The sequence below is a fragment of the Curtobacterium sp. MCBD17_026 genome, from assembly GCF_003234895.2.
In the GTDB taxonomy this organism is placed as follows: Bacteria; Actinomycetota; Actinomycetes; order Actinomycetales; family Microbacteriaceae; genus Curtobacterium; species Curtobacterium flaccumfaciens.
Genome location: NZ_CP126281.1, coordinates 2,573,389 through 2,588,222, shown reverse-complemented (window position 1 = coordinate 2,588,222; position 14,834 = coordinate 2,573,389). Strand labels below are relative to the sequence as shown.

General features: G+C 70.1%; 19 protein-coding genes. 14 read left to right on the top strand and 5 right to left on the bottom strand.

The window, feature by feature from the left end; translation table 11 throughout:
* Positions 1 to 37: 37 nt before the first annotated feature.
* A complete protein-coding gene (locus DEI85_RS12205) occupies positions 38 to 733 on the bottom strand; it encodes a potassium channel family protein (RefSeq protein WP_216852501.1) in 696 nt (231 codons plus the stop codon).
* Entirely contained in the window at positions 726 to 2,159 is a 1,434-nt protein-coding gene (locus tag DEI85_RS12200) for a TrkH family potassium uptake protein (protein WP_111090276.1), read from the bottom strand. Before DEI85_RS12200 ends, DEI85_RS12205 begins: the two co-directional genes overlap by 8 nt.
* Before the next feature lie 74 nt (positions 2,160 to 2,233).
* Between DEI85_RS12200 and DEI85_RS17615 the strand changes: the two genes are divergently transcribed.
* The 5 genes from DEI85_RS17615 to DEI85_RS12175 all read left to right on the top strand — a co-directional run bounded on the left by DEI85_RS17615 (position 2,234) and on the right by DEI85_RS12175 (position 3,921).
* Positions 2,234 to 2,749, top strand: a complete 516-nt coding sequence (locus DEI85_RS17615; protein WP_220038928.1) for an ArsR/SmtB family transcription factor — start codon at positions 2,234 to 2,236, stop codon at positions 2,747 to 2,749.
* A gap of 137 nt (positions 2,750 to 2,886) precedes the next feature.
* The gene (locus DEI85_RS12190) at positions 2,887 to 3,081 is read left to right on the top strand and encodes a helix-turn-helix domain-containing protein (RefSeq protein WP_017888579.1); all 195 of its coding nucleotides are present in this window, start codon (positions 2,887 to 2,889) and stop codon (positions 3,079 to 3,081) included.
* A 109-nt stretch (positions 3,082 to 3,190) separates the two neighbouring features.
* A complete protein-coding gene (locus tag DEI85_RS12185) occupies positions 3,191 to 3,289 on the top strand; it encodes a 30S ribosomal protein bS22 (RefSeq protein WP_003792170.1) in 99 nt (32 codons plus the stop codon).
* A gap of 87 nt (positions 3,290 to 3,376) precedes the next feature.
* A complete protein-coding gene (locus tag DEI85_RS12180) occupies positions 3,377 to 3,631 on the top strand; it encodes a glutaredoxin family protein (RefSeq protein WP_071247435.1) in 255 nt (84 codons plus the stop codon).
* A complete protein-coding gene (locus tag DEI85_RS12175; protein ID WP_071247431.1) occupies positions 3,628 to 3,921 on the top strand; it encodes a Dabb family protein in 294 nt (97 codons plus the stop codon). The genes DEI85_RS12180 and DEI85_RS12175 overlap by 4 nt, the downstream gene beginning before the upstream one ends.
* Before the next feature lie 130 nt (positions 3,922 to 4,051).
* Here DEI85_RS12175 and aspS read toward each other — a convergent pair whose 3' ends face one another.
* On the bottom strand, positions 4,052 to 5,392 hold the full coding sequence (aspS, locus tag DEI85_RS12170) for an aspartate--tRNA(Asn) ligase (protein ID WP_110861580.1): 1,341 nt from the start codon (positions 5,390 to 5,392) through the stop codon (positions 4,052 to 4,054).
* Between the two features lie 171 nt (positions 5,393 to 5,563).
* Between aspS and DEI85_RS12165 the strand changes: the two genes are divergently transcribed.
* Both DEI85_RS12165 and DEI85_RS12160 read left to right on the top strand, forming a co-directional pair.
* Positions 5,564 to 5,917, top strand: coding sequence for a hypothetical protein (locus tag DEI85_RS12165; protein ID WP_111123257.1), 354 nt, complete (start codon positions 5,564 to 5,566; stop codon positions 5,915 to 5,917).
* Complete coding sequence (locus DEI85_RS12160) at positions 5,907 to 6,110, top strand: hypothetical protein (protein WP_146244642.1); 204 nt, start codon at positions 5,907 to 5,909, stop codon at positions 6,108 to 6,110. The genes DEI85_RS12165 and DEI85_RS12160 overlap by 11 nt, the downstream gene beginning before the upstream one ends.
* Here DEI85_RS12160 and DEI85_RS12155 read toward each other — a convergent pair.
* Complete coding sequence (locus tag DEI85_RS12155; protein WP_372440230.1) at positions 6,087 to 6,488, bottom strand: MerR family transcriptional regulator; 402 nt, start codon at positions 6,486 to 6,488, stop codon at positions 6,087 to 6,089. The two genes, DEI85_RS12160 and DEI85_RS12155, sit on opposite strands and share 24 nt — an antisense overlap.
* Positions 6,489 to 6,530: 42 nt before the next feature.
* On the opposite strand from DEI85_RS12155, the gene DEI85_RS12150 reads away from it, so the two are divergent.
* The 6 genes from DEI85_RS12150 (at position 6,531) to ccsB (ending at position 12,861) form a co-directional block, all read left to right on the top strand.
* Positions 6,531 to 8,024 carry a SulP family inorganic anion transporter gene (locus tag DEI85_RS12150; RefSeq protein WP_111123258.1) on the top strand — a complete coding sequence of 498 codons (1,494 nt, stop codon included), beginning with the start codon at positions 6,531 to 6,533 and terminating at the stop codon, positions 8,022 to 8,024.
* A gap of 68 nt (positions 8,025 to 8,092) precedes the next feature.
* Complete coding sequence (locus tag DEI85_RS12145) at positions 8,093 to 8,749, top strand: histidine phosphatase family protein (RefSeq protein ID WP_111090281.1); 657 nt, start codon at positions 8,093 to 8,095, stop codon at positions 8,747 to 8,749.
* The gene (locus tag DEI85_RS12140) at positions 8,746 to 9,384 is read left to right on the top strand and encodes a TlpA family protein disulfide reductase (RefSeq protein WP_110861570.1); all 639 of its coding nucleotides are present in this window, start codon (positions 8,746 to 8,748) and stop codon (positions 9,382 to 9,384) included. Before DEI85_RS12145 ends, DEI85_RS12140 begins: the two co-directional genes overlap by 4 nt.
* Positions 9,385 to 9,429: 45 nt before the next feature.
* Positions 9,430 to 10,128: a cytochrome c biogenesis CcdA family protein gene (locus tag DEI85_RS12135; protein ID WP_111123350.1), complete on the top strand. Its 699-nt coding sequence runs from the start codon at positions 9,430 to 9,432 to the stop codon at positions 10,126 to 10,128.
* Complete coding sequence (gene resB / locus DEI85_RS12130; protein ID WP_258369905.1) at positions 10,112 to 11,836, top strand: cytochrome c biogenesis protein ResB; 1,725 nt, start codon at positions 10,112 to 10,114, stop codon at positions 11,834 to 11,836. The genes DEI85_RS12135 and resB overlap by 17 nt, the downstream gene beginning before the upstream one ends.
* Before the next feature lie 5 nt (positions 11,837 to 11,841).
* Positions 11,842 to 12,861, top strand: coding sequence for a c-type cytochrome biogenesis protein CcsB (gene ccsB, locus DEI85_RS12125; RefSeq protein ID WP_111123351.1), 1,020 nt, complete (start codon positions 11,842 to 11,844; stop codon positions 12,859 to 12,861).
* A gap of 291 nt (positions 12,862 to 13,152) precedes the next feature.
* Here the strand turns inward: ccsB and DEI85_RS12120 are convergent, their stop codons facing one another.
* On the bottom strand, positions 13,153 to 14,145 hold the full coding sequence (locus DEI85_RS12120) for an o-succinylbenzoate synthase (RefSeq protein ID WP_111123259.1): 993 nt from the start codon (positions 14,143 to 14,145) through the stop codon (positions 13,153 to 13,155).
* A 125-nt stretch (positions 14,146 to 14,270) separates the two neighbouring features.
* On the opposite strand from DEI85_RS12120, the gene DEI85_RS12115 reads away from it, so the two are divergent.
* Positions 14,271 to 14,813, top strand: a complete 543-nt coding sequence (locus tag DEI85_RS12115) for a hypothetical protein (protein ID WP_111123260.1) — start codon at positions 14,271 to 14,273, stop codon at positions 14,811 to 14,813.
* Positions 14,814 to 14,834 lie beyond the last annotated feature (21 nt).

Here is a 14,834-nt window from a genome sequence, read left to right as displayed (position 1 = left end):
CGACACCGCCACGGGCCTCCCGTCCGTCCTGCGGTCGCTACTCGTACGCGGCGAAGCGCTCCAGGTCGGTCTCGGAACCCGAGACGATGATGACGTCGTCCTCGCCGATGACGCTGTCCGGCGTCGCCGGCACGAACGGGTTGCCGGGCGGCTTGATGCCGAGCACGGTCAGGCCGAAGCGCGTGCGGATCACGGTGGTGGCGAGGTCCTTGCCGCGGACCGCGCGCGGCGGGAACATCTTGACCACGGCGAAGTCGTCGTCGAACTCGATGAAGTCGAGCATCCGGCCGGACACCAGGTGCGCCGTGCGCTCGCCGGCCTCACGCTCGGGGTAGACGACGTGGTTGGCGCCGATGCGGGACAGGATCGTGCCGTGTGAGCGGCTGATCGCCTTCGCCCAGATCTGCGGGACGCCGAGGTCGACCAGGTTCGCCGTGATGAGCACGCTCGATTCCAGGTCGCTGCCCGTGCCGACGACGGCGATGGCGAAGTCCTGCGCGCCGATCTGCCGGAGCGCGTCGATGTCGGTCGCGTCCGCCTGCACCGCGTGGGTGACCCGGTCGGACCACTTCTGCACCAGTCCGGCGTCGGTGTCGACGACGAGCACCTCGCGGTCCTGGCGTTCGAGCTGCCCGGCGGTGGCGGCCCCGAAGCGACCGAGCCCGATGACGAGGACGGGAGCGTCGTGACTGATGGCACCGTGCTGGTGCGACGAACGGGTGCGGTCAGCCAACGATCGGCCTCTCCTCGGGACGGCGGAACAGTTGCCGGCTCTGGCTGGCGGCCAGGGCAGCGGCGATGGTCACTGTACCGACCCGGCCGAGGAACATGGTGGCGGCGAGCACGTACTTGCCCGATTCCGGCAGGTTCGCGGACACGCCGGAGGACAGACCGCTGGTCGAGAACGCCGAGATCACCTCGAACAGCACACGGTCGAGCGAGTCGTCGGTGATCTGCAGGAGCACCACGGTCGCGACGGCCACGATCGTCGCTCCCCAGAGCACGATGGCCACCGCGACCCGCAGGACGTCGCTCGGGATCCGGCGACCGAAGGCCTCCATGCTCTGGCGGCCGCGCGCCTCGGCGACCGCGGCCAGGAACAGCACCGCGAGGGTCGTCACCTTGATGCCGCCGGCAGTCGAGGCGGATCCGCCTCCGATGAACATGAGCATGTCGGTCACGAGCAGGCTCGAGCCGTTGAGCTGGTCGAAGTCGACGAGCGAGAAGCCTCCCGAGCGGGTCATCGTCGACAGGAAGAGCGCCTGGAACGCGGTGCGCCCGGCGCCCTCCTCGCCGAAGGTCGTCGGGTTCGACGCCTCGAGCGCGATGTAGACGGCCGCGCCGCCGAGGAGCAGAACCGCGCTCGTCGCCAGGGTGAGCTTGACGTGGATCGGCCAGCGCCGCGGGGTGCGCAGCTGCTTCGTCAGGGCACGGATCACCGGGAACCCGATGGACCCGGCCACGACGCCGACCATCAGGAGTGACAGGAACCAGTAGTCGTGGGCGAACGGGTCGAGGCCGTCGGCGTTCGGGGCGAACCCGGTGTTCGTGAAGGCCATCGCCGCGTAGTAGAAGGAGTCGCCGACCGCGGTCCAGAACGGGATGCCGGCGATGAGCACCGACGGCAGGAGCAGCAGGCCGAGGACGATCTCGATCGACAGCGTGCTCACCGCCACGGTCGCGAGCAGGGTGCCGACCTCGCCGAGCCGGACGGCCTGTCCCTCGGGCACGGCGCCGTGGTGGGTGCGGAGCGGGTTCGAGTCGCCCGCCGCCATGAGCTTCGCGCGCAGGCCGAGCTTCCGGGTGACGAACAGGCCGAGGATCGACGCGAAGGTCAGCACACCGACCGCGCCGATCTGCGTGCCGATGACCACCAGGACCTTGCCGAACACCGACCAGTGCGTCGCCATGTCGACCGTGGACAAGCCGGTGACGCAGACCACCGAGGCCGCGGTGAAGAGGGCGTCCGCGAAGTGGGTGCTGCTGCGGTCCACCGTGGCCCACGGCGTCATGAAGAGCACCGTGAACAGGAAGATCAGCGCGATGAACACGACGATCGCCAGTCGGGACGGCGACGAGCGCAGCACCGTCGCGATCCGGCTCGCTCGCCGTCGGCCGACACTCACGTGGTGCGGGATCGGCTCGGTTCGGTCGAGCATGCGTATGCCTCCGAGGACATGGGCCGGGACGGTTCGTCATGGTACATCCGTGGTGCCCCGGCTAGCCTTGCCCCATGGCCGACATCTTCTCCGTCGTGGCGGACCCGACCCGGCGCGAGCTGCTCGGCACGCTGTTGTCCGCCTACGGTTCGGACGCCACCGGCGGGGAGCTCAGCGTCGGCCAGCTCGTCGAACGCCTCGGGGTCAGCCAACCCACGGTGTCGAAGCACCTGCGTGTCCTGCGCGACATCGGTCTCGTCACCAGTCGCGAAGAAGGGCAGCACCGCTACTACCGGCTCGACCCGGAGCCGCTCGTGCGCCTGGAGGACTGGGTCCTGCCGTTCACGGGCGCGGTCGACGCCGACGGCACCCCGGCCACCACGGCGTGGACGCCGGACGGCCAACCGGTGTCGATCCGCCGGAACGGCGCGGCCGGCAAGGCGACCGTCGAGGTGGGCACCGAACTCGGCCGTGTGATGGCCGAGGCGTCGTACCGGGCCACCGCGGCGATCTCCGGAGCGCAGCAGGGCTGGGAGCGCGTCGTCGACCGCAGCCGCAAGCGCTTCACCCGGCGGGGCGACGAGGACTGAGCCCGCGGCACGGTCGGTGCGCACCGGGCGTGGACTGATCCTGGACACCGGGTCGCACGCGCCTCTACAGTTGCCACTGACCACACAGGTCACACCACTCCCGTGCGCAGCGCGCGTGCGAGCCCCGAAGGCGGACCATGACCGGCAGTTTCGACGACGTGCGCTTCCTCACCGTCGCTGAGGTCGCCGAGATGATGCGCGTCTCGAAGATGACCGTGTACCGGATGGTGCACGCCGGGGAGCTCCCCGCCATCCGCTTCGGCCGCTCCTTCCGCGTCCCCGAGTCGGCCGTCGCCGACGTGTTGCGCGGTGGCGTGGCGGACGTCGGCTGAGCACGCGTTCGACATCACAGCGGGCAGCCGGTAGACTCGGGCAGGTTGATTTTCCGCGGTCTCTTCGGCCCGGTGTCCGTACATCAGCATCAGTCCGAGCGAGGTCCACATGGGTTCTGTCATCAAGAAGCGTCGTAAGCGCATGGCGAAGAAGAAGCACCGCAAGCTCCTTCGCAAGACGCGTCACCAGCGCCGCAACAAGAAGTAGACCCTCACAGGTCTGCGCAGGTCGGAGGACCTGCACGAGAAGCCCCGGTTCGCCGGGGCTTTCGCGTTCCCGGACTACGCTGGAACCATGCCCGCAGTGACGTTCCTGACGAAGCCCGGATGCCACCTCTGCGATGACGCCCGACCCGTGGTCGAACGCGTCGTCGCCGACCACCCGGGGGTCACCCTGCAGGAACGCTCGATCCTCGACGACGATGCCCTCCGCCAGGAGTACGCGGAGGACATCCCGGTCGTGCTGATCGACGGGCGCGTCCACAGCAACTGGCACGTCGACGCCGACCGGCTCGCACGTGCGCTCGAGAAGGCCGAGGCCCGCGCATGATCTCCCACGTCGTCTCCTGGTCCCTGCGGACCGACCTCGACCGCACCGCGTCGATCGCCCGCATCCGCGAACTCCTGACCGGTCTGGTCGGCACCGTCGAGTCGATCCGCTCGCTCGAGGTCGTCGAGAACGTCGCCTACCCGGACAAGAACCACGACGTCGCCGTGGTCGCCAGCTTCGACGACCTCGCCGGGCTCGATGCGTACCAGGTGCACCCGGAGCACCAGGCCGCGGCAGCGGCGATCCGCGAACTGGTCACGGCACGGGCCGCCATCGACTGGCAGAGCTGAGCCGGGCCTCCAGTCCGAGCGCGCTCGTCGCTTCGCGTCTTGCGCTTCGTGAGCAGCAATGGTCGCCTCCCGCACCGGGAGGCGACCATTCCTGCTCACCATGTGCGCGCTGCGTCGCCGCGCGCCGGGACTACGGGGTCAGGCGCGTCGGGCCACGGAACAGGTACGTGACCTCGCGGATCGACGGCTCACCGAGCATGAGCATCAGCACGCGGGCGAGGCCCATGCCGAAGCCGCCGTGCGGCGGGACGCCGTAGCGGAAGAAGTCGAGGTACCAGCCGAGCTCCTCCGGGTCGAGGCCCTTCTCGACGGCCTGCGCCTCGAGCACGTCGACGCGGTGCTCGCGCTGGGCGCCCGTGGAGATCTCGGCACCGTTGAAGATGAGGTCGTAGCTGTTGGTGACCGACGGGTCGCCGGGCTTGCGCATGTGGTAGTACGGCCGGATCGAGGCGTCGTACTCGGTGACGAACACGAACTCGGAGCCGTGGTGCTCCTTCGCCCAGGCGGCGACGCGGCGCTCGCCCTCGGGGTCCAGGTCACCGTCGGCGCGGACGACGTCGTAGCCGCTGTCGGCGACGATCTTGCGCGCGTCGGCCAGGGTCACGCGGGGGAACGGCGTCGCGGGGACCTGCAGCTCGAAGCCGAAGACCTCTTCGATGTCCTTGCCGTACTTCTCCTTGACGGCGGTGATGCCGGCGACCAGGACCTCTTCGTGCATCGCCATGACGTCCTCGTGGGACTCGATCCACGAGAACTCGGCGTCGACGCTGGTGAACTCGGTGGCGTGGCGACTCGTGAACGAGGGGTCGGCGCGGAAGGCGTCGGCGATCTCGAACACGGCGCCGAAGCCGGCCGGCTGCGCCATCTGCTTGAAGTTCTGCGGGGACTGCGCCAGGTAGGCGGTCGTCTCGAAGTACTCGAGCTGGAACAGCTCGGCGCGCGACTCGGACGCCGACGCCATCAGCTTCGGCGTGTGGATCTCGATGTAGTCGCGGTCGACCCAGTACGTGCGGAACGCGTGCTCCAGGGTCGTCTGGATGCGGAAGATCAGGTTCTGCTTGCGGTTGCGCAGGTCGAGGAAGCGCCAGTCGAGACGCTTGTCGAGCGACGAGTCGTCGGCGATCGGGGTCTCCGGGATCGCGGCGCTCACCACCTGCAGCGCACCGATCTTGACCTCGAGCCCGCCGAGCTTCACGCGCTCGTCGTGCTTCAGCGTGCCGGTGACGTGCACGAAGGTGCCGTGCGCCAGGCCGGAGATCTCGTTGGTGGTCGCGAGGGCGGACTGTGCGGCGTCGTCGCCGTCCTCGGCCTCGCGCGTCGCCGGGTTCACGAGCTGGACGGCGCCGGTCTCGTCGCGCAGCACGACGAACTGCACCTTCTTCTGGTCTCGGACGGTCTCGACCCATCCGGCCACGGAGACGGGACCGTCGGGGAGGGCTGCCAGGTCGGCGATGCGGGTGCGTTCGATCACGGTGGTCGAGTCTAACCGCCTGCGTCCGGAGGCGTGGGCGGCAGGGTTCCTCCCTCCACAGGGCCGCCTGCGTCCGGCGTTCTCCACCGAATGCCGGGAGGCCCGTGGCGGCGAGCGTGGACTCCGTAGCGTTCTCGACGTGGCCGGGTCGCGGGACGAGAGGGGGACCGGGTGGGGACGGGGACAGGGGAACTCGCGACCTGGCCGCCTGCGGCGGTCGCGACGGCGGTCGCGTCGTTGTTGGCGCTCGGCGGCACCACGACGGCGACGATCTGGTCGTTCATGCGGTGGCGGCGAGAGCAGCGCGCGATCGAGCGAGCGTACGTGTGGCAACAGGTCGTCTGGGCAGCCGACATGGTCTCGTCTGACGACGTCGGCAAGGCCGAGATCGGTCGGATGGTGGCCGGCGCGATGTACGACATTCAGATTCATGGACGGGTCGATGATCCGGGTGTGAGTGTCCTGGTACGAACACTCGGACAAGAGGAGCGCGATGCAACGGATGTTCATGCACATGACGGGTGAAGAACGTCAACGTGCTCAGGCCCGGCTCAACCAGGTGATCCTCGACGCGTACCCGAAACGGAAGGCGCGGAAGATGATCGCCATGTTCGAGCGGGTGGAAGCCCGTCTGGAGTACACCCCGGAAGCAGCCGCCGAGGCCGAACGGCGATGGCTTGCGCGGTACGAGCGTTCAGGGGAGCGAAGCGCGGAGTGACCCGAGCGTGCCGATGAACTCCTCGGCCATGCCGGCCCGCTCGACGAGCTTGGCGTGACGGGCTCGGGCGTCCTCGAGGTACGCGTCGAGGCGGGCCGCCAGCGCCGGTTCGTCCTCGGGGTCCTTCGTCGCGAGGGCGTCGACCACGCGGAGCAGCTCGGCCATCTCGTCGAGCGTGAACCCGAGCGGCTTCATCCGGCGGATCACGAGCAACCGTTCGAGGTCCTGCGCCGTGTAGACCCGGAACCCGCCGGTGGTGCGGCCGCTCGGTACGAGCAGCCCGACCTCGTCGTAGTGCCGGATGGTGCGCAGGGACATGCCGGCGCGGTCGGCGAGTTCGCCGATGTGCATCGTGTCGGGGACGTCGCTGGTGTTCACGGCGTACGACTCTACCCTCACGTGAGGGTAGAGTTCCGATCGATGTCCGTGATCACACACGCGCCGGCGGCCCCGAGCGTCCTCGCCGCCCTCCGCTCGCCCCGCATGCTCACCCGAGAGGTCCTGGCCGGCATCGTCACCGCGCTGGCCCTCATCCCCGAGGCGATCTCGTTCTCCGTCGTCGCCGGGGTCGATCCCGCGGTCGGTCTGTTCTCGAGCGTCGTCATCGCGATCGTGATCTCGATCGTCGGTGGTCGCCCGGCGATGATCTCGGCCGCAGCCGGCTCGGTGGCCCTCGTCATCGCCCCGCTCGTCCGGGAGCACGGGATCGAGTACCTGGTGCCCGCGATCGTGCTGGGTGGCGTGTTCCAGCTCGTGCTCGGGTTCCTCGGGGTGGCACGGCTGATGCGCTTCATCCCGCGCAGCGTCAACGTCGCGTTCGTGAACGCCCTGGCCATCCTCATCTTCACCGCCCAGCTGCCGAACCTGCTCGGCGACGACGTCCCGTTCGTCGTCTGGCCGCTGACCGTTCTCGGCATCGCGATCATCGTCGGCTTCCCGTTCCTGACGAAGGCGATCCCCGCACCGCTCATCGCGGTCGTCGTCGTCACCGGCCTCACGATGGTGTTCAGCATCGCCGTGCCGACGGTCGGCGACGAGGGCGCCCTGCCGACGGCGCTCCCGGGCTTCGGCGGCATCACGACGCCGTTCACCTTCGAGACGCTGCAGATCATCGCCCCGTACGCGTTCGGCGTCGCGATCGTCGGCCTGATCGAGACCCTGCTCACCGCGCAGCTCGTCGACTCCATCACGGAGACGGGCTCGAGCAAGTGGCGCGAGTCGTGGGGTCAGGGCGTCGCGAACATCGCGTCCGCCTTCTTCGGTGGGACCGGCGGCTGCGCGATGATCGGCCAGACGGTGATCAACGTGAAGACCGCGGGTGCCCGGACCCGCGTCTCGACCTTCGCGGCCGGGGTCTCGGTGCTGGTCCTGACGATCGTGCTCCACGACCTCGTGGCCCAGATCCCGATGGCGGCACTGACGGCGGTCATGCTCATGGTCTGCGTCGCGACCTTCGACTGGCACAGCATCCGACCGCGCACCCTCCGACGCATGCCGCTCGGCGAGACCGCGGTCATGCTCGTCACCGTCGTCGTGGTCGTCGTGACCGAGAACCTCGCCACCGGGGTGCTCGTCGGCGTCGTCGTGGCGGCCCTGGTCTTCGCCCGACGGGTGGCGCACGTGGTGACCGTGGTCCGCGAGCCGGTCGACGACCGCACCGTGCGGTACCGGGTCCGCGGGGCGCTGTTCTTCGCCTCGTCGAACGACCTCGTCACACGGTTCTCCTACGCCGAGGACCCCGAGCACGTGATCATCGACCTGGCCGACGCGCACGTGTTCGACGCGTCCACGGTCGCAGCGCTCGACGGGGTCGAACAACGGTTCGCGAAGCACGGGTCGACCGTCGAGGTGGTGAACCTCGACACGGGGTCGATCGCGCTGCACGGACGGCTCTCCGGCGAGCTCGGCGGCTGAGCGCTTCCGCATCCGGTGAATCCCCTGAGGGGGCGGTGGGAACCACGGGGCGACCTACACTGGAACCCATGCCCGCGACCCGTCTCCACCTCGTCCGGCACGGAGAGGTGCACAACCCGGGCCGCGTCCTCTACGGCCGGCTCCCGGGCTTCGGGCTGAGCGAACTCGGCACCCGGATGGCCCAGGCCTCCGCCACGGCATGGAAGGACGCCGGCGTCGACGTGCGTCGGATCGTCGCGTCCCCGCTGCAGCGCACGCAGGAGTCCGCCGCACCCTGGTCGGCCGCCTACGGGCTCGACGTGACGCTCGACGAGCGCCTGATCGAACCGACGAACCGCTACGAGGGGCAGCCCCCCGGGTTCACGAAGCGCTCACTCGGCCGCCCGGCGGAGTGGCCGTGGATCGCGAACCCGCTGCGTCCCAGCTGGGGCGAGGCGTACGAGTCGATCGCCAACCGCATGCTCGCGGCCATGACCACGGCGTGGGAGAGCGTGGACGAGGGCGACGTCGTCCTGGTCAGCCACCAGCTGCCGATCTGGATGGTCCACCGGAAGCTCGCGGGGGAGCCCCTGTGGCACGACCCGCGCAAGCGCCGCTGCGACCTGTCGAGCATCACCACCGTCGAACGTGTGCCCGCCACGTCGACCGGTCGGTTCACCGAGGTCGGGTACGCGGACCCCGCGCAGGAACTGCGCGCGACCGCCGTCGACGAAGGAGCAGTGTGAACAGCACGAGCAGTGCGCGCGTCATCAGCAAGCGGTTCGCGGTCCTCGCAGCCACGGCCGTGGCCGCCGTCCTCGTCCTGTCCGGCTGCTCGTCGGACAGCGGCGGCATCGCGAAGCAGTACGGCAACGGCACGACCCAGAACTACATCTCCGGTGACGGCGCCGTGACCGAGGTCTCCGCGAAGGACCGCACCGACCCGGTCACCTTCCGGGCCGAGGACTCGAACGGTGACACCGTCTCGTCGAAGGACCTCCGTGGCAAGGTCGTCGTCCTGAACTTCTGGTACGCCAGCTGCCCGCCGTGCCGTGCCGAGGCGAAGTACCTCAACCAGGTCCACGACGACTACGCCGACGCCGACGACGTCGCCTTCATCGGTGTCAACGTGCGTGACGAAGCAGCGACCGCGGCCGCCTTCGAGCGCACCTTCGACGTGCAGTACCCGACCGTCCTCGATCAGCGCACGGGCACGATGCAGCTGGCGATGTCCGGGCAGATCGCACCGAACGCGGTGCCCGCCACGATCGTCCTCGACACCAAGGGGCGCGTCGCTGCCCGGGTGCTCGGCGCGATCGACGGCACGAGCATCCTGAAGACCCTGGTCAGCGACGAGCTCGACGCCGGCAAGGCCTCCTGACCCGTGACCTCCAACCCCTTCGCCGACGCGATCCTGAGCGGCCAGATGGCCGTGGCGCTGCCCGTGGCGGCGCTCGCCGGGCTCGTGTCGTTCCTGTCCCCGTGCGTGCTGCCGCTCGTTCCGGGGTACCTCGGGTACGTCGGCGGTGTCGCCGAGGGCGGGCAGCGTCGGGGCCGTGTGGTGCTCGGCGTGCTGCTGTTCATCGCCGGGTTCACCGCGGTGTTCGTGGCGTACACCACCGTGTTCGGGGCGCTCGGCTTCTGGCTCGTCCGCTGGCGCGACCTCATCACGCAGGTCCTCGGGGTCGTCGTGATCGCGATGGGCCTGGTGTTCGTCGGTCGGTTCACGTTCCTGCAGCGCACCATCAAGCCCGGCTGGACCCCGGCCACCGGGCTCCTCGGCGCCCCCCTGCTCGGCATCGTGTTCGGCCTCGGCTGGACCCCGTGCCTCGGCCCGACCCTGGCGGCCATCAACCTGCTCAGTGTCCAGTCGGGCAGCGCCTGGCAGGGCATGTGGCTCGGGGTGGCGTACTGCCTCGGGCTCGGCATCCCGTTCGTCCTCGTCGCCCTCGGCGCGGGCTGGGCCACGGGGGCCGTCGCGGCGGTGAAGCGTCACATGCGCACCGTCAACATCATCGGAGGAGCGATCCTGATCGTCATCGGTCTGCTCATGGTCACCGGTATCTGGTCGGCCGTCATGTCGAGCGTCGGGGCGGTGATCCAGAGCTTTGTCCCCGCGGTCTGACCTCAACGAGCACATCCCGACGGGCGCAGGCGACGGGGCCGACAGCGCCTCCGACCCGCAGCGACCGTCCGACCACGTCGACGGCTCCGGCCCCACCGACGGCGGCGTCAACCAGCCGAGGCTGGGTTTCGTCGGGTACCTCCGGTTCTTCTGGCGGCAGCTGACGAGCATGCGCACGGCGCTGTTCCTGCTCATGCTGCTCGCCCTCGCGGCGATCCCGGGCTCGCTCGTCCCGCAGCGCACCGCCGACCCGAACGGCGTCGTGCAGTACAAGGCGGACCACCCGCAGCTCTACCCGGTCCTCGACAAGCTCCAGGTCTTCGACACCTACACCTCGGTGTGGTTCTCCGCGATCTACCTGCTGCTCTTCATCTCGCTCATCGGCTGCATCGTGCCCCGCACGAAGCACCACTGGCAGGCACTGCGGACACGTCCGCCGAGGACCCCGGCGCGCCTGGCGCGACTGGCGGGCTTCCGCACCGTGGCGGTGCAGCCGGACGCGATGATCGACGGGACGACCGGGATCGACGCGACCACGGGCCTCCCGTCCGCCGAGCACGCGGTGACGCGCGCGATGGCGATCCTGAAGCGGTCCGGGTACCGCGTCGAGCGGTTCGGCGACTCGGTGAGCGCGGAGCGCGGCTACCTGCGCGAGACCGGCAACCTCGTGTTCCACGCCGCCCTCGTCGGCGTGCTCCTGGCGGTCGGTGTCGGCGGCGGGTTCGGCTTCACCGGACAGCGCCTGCTGGTCGAGGGTCAGACGTTCTCGAACGTGCTCGGCTCGTACGACTCGTTCAACCCCGGCCGATGGTTCCAGCAGACCGACCTGAAGGGCTACAACCTCCGGCTCGACAAGTTCGTGACGAAGTACGAGGAGCGCAACCTCGACGCCCTCGGCCAGGCGCTCGACTACTCGGCCACCGTCACGAGCACCGAGAAGGGCGGCGAGCCGAAGACGAGCCGCCTCGGTGTGAACGAACCGCTGCACGTCGGGGGTACGAACGTCTACCTGCTCGGCAACGGCTACGCGATGCAGGTCACGGTGCGCGACGGCGACGGCGACGTGGCGTTCAAGGACGTCGTGCCGTTCCTGCCGGAGGACGCGAACTACACCTCCACCGGCGTCATCAAGGTGCCGGACGCGAAGCCGGACCAGCTCGGCATGGTCGGGTTCTTCTACCCCACCGCGTCGAAGCTCGCGAGCGGCGCGTACTCGAGTGCCTACCCGGACACCCAGAACCCGCTGCTGACGCTGCAGGTCTACACGGGCGACCTCGGGCTCGACAGCGGTGTGCCGCAGAGCGTGTACACGCTCAGCACCAAGGGTCTCGACCAGATCGCCGGACGGCAGTCGGACACCGCCAGCATCGCGCTCGAGCCCGGTCAGACGAAGAAGCTGCCGGAGGGCGCCGGGTCGATCACCTTCGACGGCGTCAAGCGGTACGTCTCCCTCGACGTCCACCACGACCCCTCGCAGCTCTGGGTGGGCGGGTTCGCCCTGCTCTCCACCCTCGGTCTGCTCACCTCGCTGTTCGTCCCGCGCCGCCGCGTCTGGGTGAAGGTCGTCCCGCGTCGCGACGCGCAGGACGGCGAGTACGACCTCGAGTACGCCGGACTCGCACGCGGCGAGGACCCGAACCTCGAACGGGCCGTCGCGGACATCGCACAGCGCCACACGTCGGACCTCGGAGTTAGGATGCCCCAGTGAACGACATGACCACGAACCTCGCGACCTACTCGGTCGTGCTCACGTACTCCGCGATGGCGGTGTACGTGGTCGCGTTCATCTCGTTCGCCCTCGACATGGCCAAACGCTCCGGCGAGGTCACGGCCGCCACGAAGGACGCGGGCGCCGACGACAGCTCGGCCGACACGGCCAGCGCCGCGTCGGCACGCGGAGCGAAGACGGTCGCGACCGTCCGCGGCGGCACCGTCGTGCTCGAGCAGGTCGCCGCACCGCCGTCGGGTGGCTCGGCCGGCCGCGGCACGAAGTTCGAGCGCGTCGGCATGGCGATGACGATCCTCGCGCTCGTCCTGCACGTGGCCTCGGTCGTCCTGCGCGGCATCGCGGCCGACCGTGTGCCGTGGGGCAACATGTTCGAGTTCTCGCTGACCGGCACGGCGCTGATCACCCTGATCTTCCTGCTCGTGCAGTTCTGGCAGAACCTGAAGTTCCTCGGTGTCTTCATCACCGGCCTGACGATCATCCTGCTCGGCATCGCGACGGTGAACTACTGGGTCCCCGTCGTCCCGCTGCAGCCGGCCCTGCAGTCGTACTGGCTCGTCATCCACGTCTTCGTGGCGATCGCCGGCACCGGGTTCTTCGCGCTCGGCGCGGGGCTCGCGGTGGCACAGCTCGTGCAGACGTACCGCCAGGGCCGCACGGCCTCCGGCAAGCTCCGCTTCATGGCGACGCTGCCCGACGCCGACCGGCTCGAGGTCCTGACCTACCGCGTCCTGCTCGTCGGTTTCGTCCTCTGGACCTTCACCCTCATCGCCGGTGCGATCTGGGCCGAACGCGCCTGGGGTCGGTACTGGGGCTGGGACACGAAAGAGGTCTGGACCTTCATCATCTGGGTCGTCTACGCGGGCTACATCCACGCCCGTGCGACCCGCGGATGGCGCGGGGCGCGGTCGTCCTGGCTGGCCCTCATCGGCTTCGCCGCGGTGATGTTCAACTTCTCGGTCGTGAACGTCTTCTTCAAGGGCCTGCACAGCTACTCGGGTCTGTGAGCACCACGGGTCGCTGACGCGGCCCTGGTCGCGCCCACGACCGGACGGGAGGCACGGTGCCAGCTGGCACCGTGCCTCCCGTCCGTCGTGCGGCCGCGTGCAAGGCCAGGAAGACGCCGTCGTGTCGGTGGGACGCCGCGTCGTCGGCGAGACGCCGCAGGTTTCGGCGGTGTCTCGATGACTCGGCGGTGTCTCGATGACGTGGCGGCGTCTCGATGACGTGGCGGCGCCGAAAGGAGACGCCGGCGTCTTGCGGAGACGACGGCGTCTCGTGAGGACGCGGCGCCTGCGCTACCCGGCGGCGGCGAGCAGGGCGTGCACGCGCGCCACCCGCTCACGCCACCACGCCGTGCGCTCCGGCGACGCGGCGTGCCGGTCCACCAGCTCCCGCGCGACGTCGACCCGGCGCACCGGCACCCGACCGCCGACCGGCAGCAGCGGAGCGGCCGTGACGTCCCCGGCGAACATCGCAGCAGTCCCGAGCCCTGCGGCGTACCCGGGGGTCATCGCCGCGGCGGCCAGGAACGCGCCCATCCCGAGCCCGACCGAGGTGTCGAGCGCGCTGGAGACGACACACGGCAACCCGGCGTCGGCGATGACGCCACGGGCCGCGGTGATCCCGCCGAGCGGCTGGGCCTTCACGACCAGGACGTCGGCGGCACCGGCCCGTGCGACGGCGAGGGGGTCGCTCGCCTTCCGGACGCTCTCGTCCGCGGCGACCCGGACCCCGAGGCCGCTGACGCGCGACCGGAGCTCGGCGAGTTCGGGCACCGTCGCACAGGGCTGCTCGGCGTACTGCAGGTCGAACGGTGCGAGCCGCTCCAGTGCCGCGGCGGCCTGCTCGACGCTCCACAGCCCGTTCGCGTCGACCCGGACCGCGGCCTCGGGCCCCATCACCCGGCGGACTGCGGCGACACGGGCGACGTCGTCGTCGACGGTCGTGCCGGGCTCCGCGACCTTGACCTTGGCGGTGGTGCAGCCGGGGTACCGAGCGAGCAGGTCGGCGACGTCGTCGGCGGCGATCGCCGGGACGGTGGCGTTGACCGGCACGGAGTCGGCGGCCGGTTCGTGGTCCGTCCACCCGAAGTCGACGGTGGCCCGCAGCCAGGCGGCGGCCTCGGCGTCGTCGTACTCGACGAACGGCGAGAACTCGGTCCAGCCTGCGGGGCCGCGCAGCACGACCGCCTCGCGCGTGGTGATGCCGCGGAACCGCACCCGCATCGGCAGGGCCACCACGTGGGCGTCGGCGAGGAGTTCGGCGAGGTCGGGGAGCACGTCCGCCATCCTCCCACCGCACCCAGGGGGCCTGCCGGTTCCTCGGAGGGGACCGCCAGGGCGGGGCACTAGCATGCATCGGTCGGCCTCGGTCGGCGAGGGGAACGACCCGGAACGATGGAGGCTCGGTGGCGGTGGATCCGCGGCAGCGCGCAGCACAGCAGCGCGCATCGCAGCGCCCGTCCGACCCGTCGAGCGCCGCAGCCCGACCGGTGGCCGGAGCTCGTCCGGCGGCCGGAGCCCGACCGGCAGCGGCAACCGCAGGCCGTCCGGCAGCGGGCGCTCGACCCGCGGCGGCCCCCGGGCGCGACTCCGACGACTTCGCCCGCCTCATGCAGCGCAACACCGTCGACGTGCGGCAGACGGGTGCCACGAAGCGCCGCAACCCCGTCGTCGGCAAGATCGCACTCGGCCTCGCCGTCGTCTCCGCCGCGGTCGACGCCAGTGCCTTCGCCGTCTTCATGGGCGGTGACACGAACTTCGCCTTCGGGATCTGCTTCGTCGTCGTGTTCCTGACGCTCATCGCCGCCGTGCTCGGGTTCGTCGCCGCCGTCGGCTCGTTCGGACGCTGGTACGGCGCCGTCGGGGTCGTCCTGGCGTTCTTCGCGAACCCCGTGATCCTCATCGTGATCATGGTGTTCGTCGCGCCGGAGATCCTGACCGACATGGGCGCCTGACCCGCCAGACGCCCGGCGGTA

What these genes read in the sequence shown, in the direction of transcription:
- DEI85_RS12180 (WP_071247435.1), top strand. Translation starts at nt 3,377, where the DNA reads ATGCCCGCAGTGACGTTCCTGACGAAGCCCGGATGCCACCTCTGCGAT.
- DEI85_RS17615 (WP_220038928.1), top strand. Translation starts at nt 2,234, where the DNA reads ATGGCCGACATCTTCTCCGTCGTGGCGGACCCGACCCGGCGCGAGCTG.
- DEI85_RS12135 (WP_111123350.1), top strand. Translation starts at nt 9,430, where the DNA reads ATGGCCGTGGCGCTGCCCGTGGCGGCGCTCGCCGGGCTCGTGTCGTTC.
- DEI85_RS12200 (WP_111090276.1), bottom strand. Translation starts at nt 2,159, where the DNA reads ATGCTCGACCGAACCGAGCCGATCCCGCACCACGTGAGTGTCGGCCGA.
- DEI85_RS12190 (WP_017888579.1), top strand. Translation starts at nt 2,887, where the DNA reads ATGACCGGCAGTTTCGACGACGTGCGCTTCCTCACCGTCGCTGAGGTC.
- DEI85_RS12150 (WP_111123258.1), top strand. Translation starts at nt 6,531, where the DNA reads ATGTCCGTGATCACACACGCGCCGGCGGCCCCGAGCGTCCTCGCCGCC.
- DEI85_RS12160 (WP_146244642.1), top strand. Translation starts at nt 5,907, where the DNA reads ATGACGGGTGAAGAACGTCAACGTGCTCAGGCCCGGCTCAACCAGGTG.
- DEI85_RS12175 (WP_071247431.1), top strand. Translation starts at nt 3,628, where the DNA reads ATGATCTCCCACGTCGTCTCCTGGTCCCTGCGGACCGACCTCGACCGC.
- ccsB (WP_111123351.1), top strand. Translation starts at nt 11,842, where the DNA reads ATGACCACGAACCTCGCGACCTACTCGGTCGTGCTCACGTACTCCGCG.
- DEI85_RS12120 (WP_111123259.1), bottom strand. Translation starts at nt 14,145, where the DNA reads ATGGCGGACGTGCTCCCCGACCTCGCCGAACTCCTCGCCGACGCCCAC.
- DEI85_RS12185 (WP_003792170.1), top strand. Translation starts at nt 3,191, where the DNA reads ATGGGTTCTGTCATCAAGAAGCGTCGTAAGCGCATGGCGAAGAAGAAG.
- DEI85_RS12145 (WP_111090281.1), top strand. Translation starts at nt 8,093, where the DNA reads ATGCCCGCGACCCGTCTCCACCTCGTCCGGCACGGAGAGGTGCACAAC.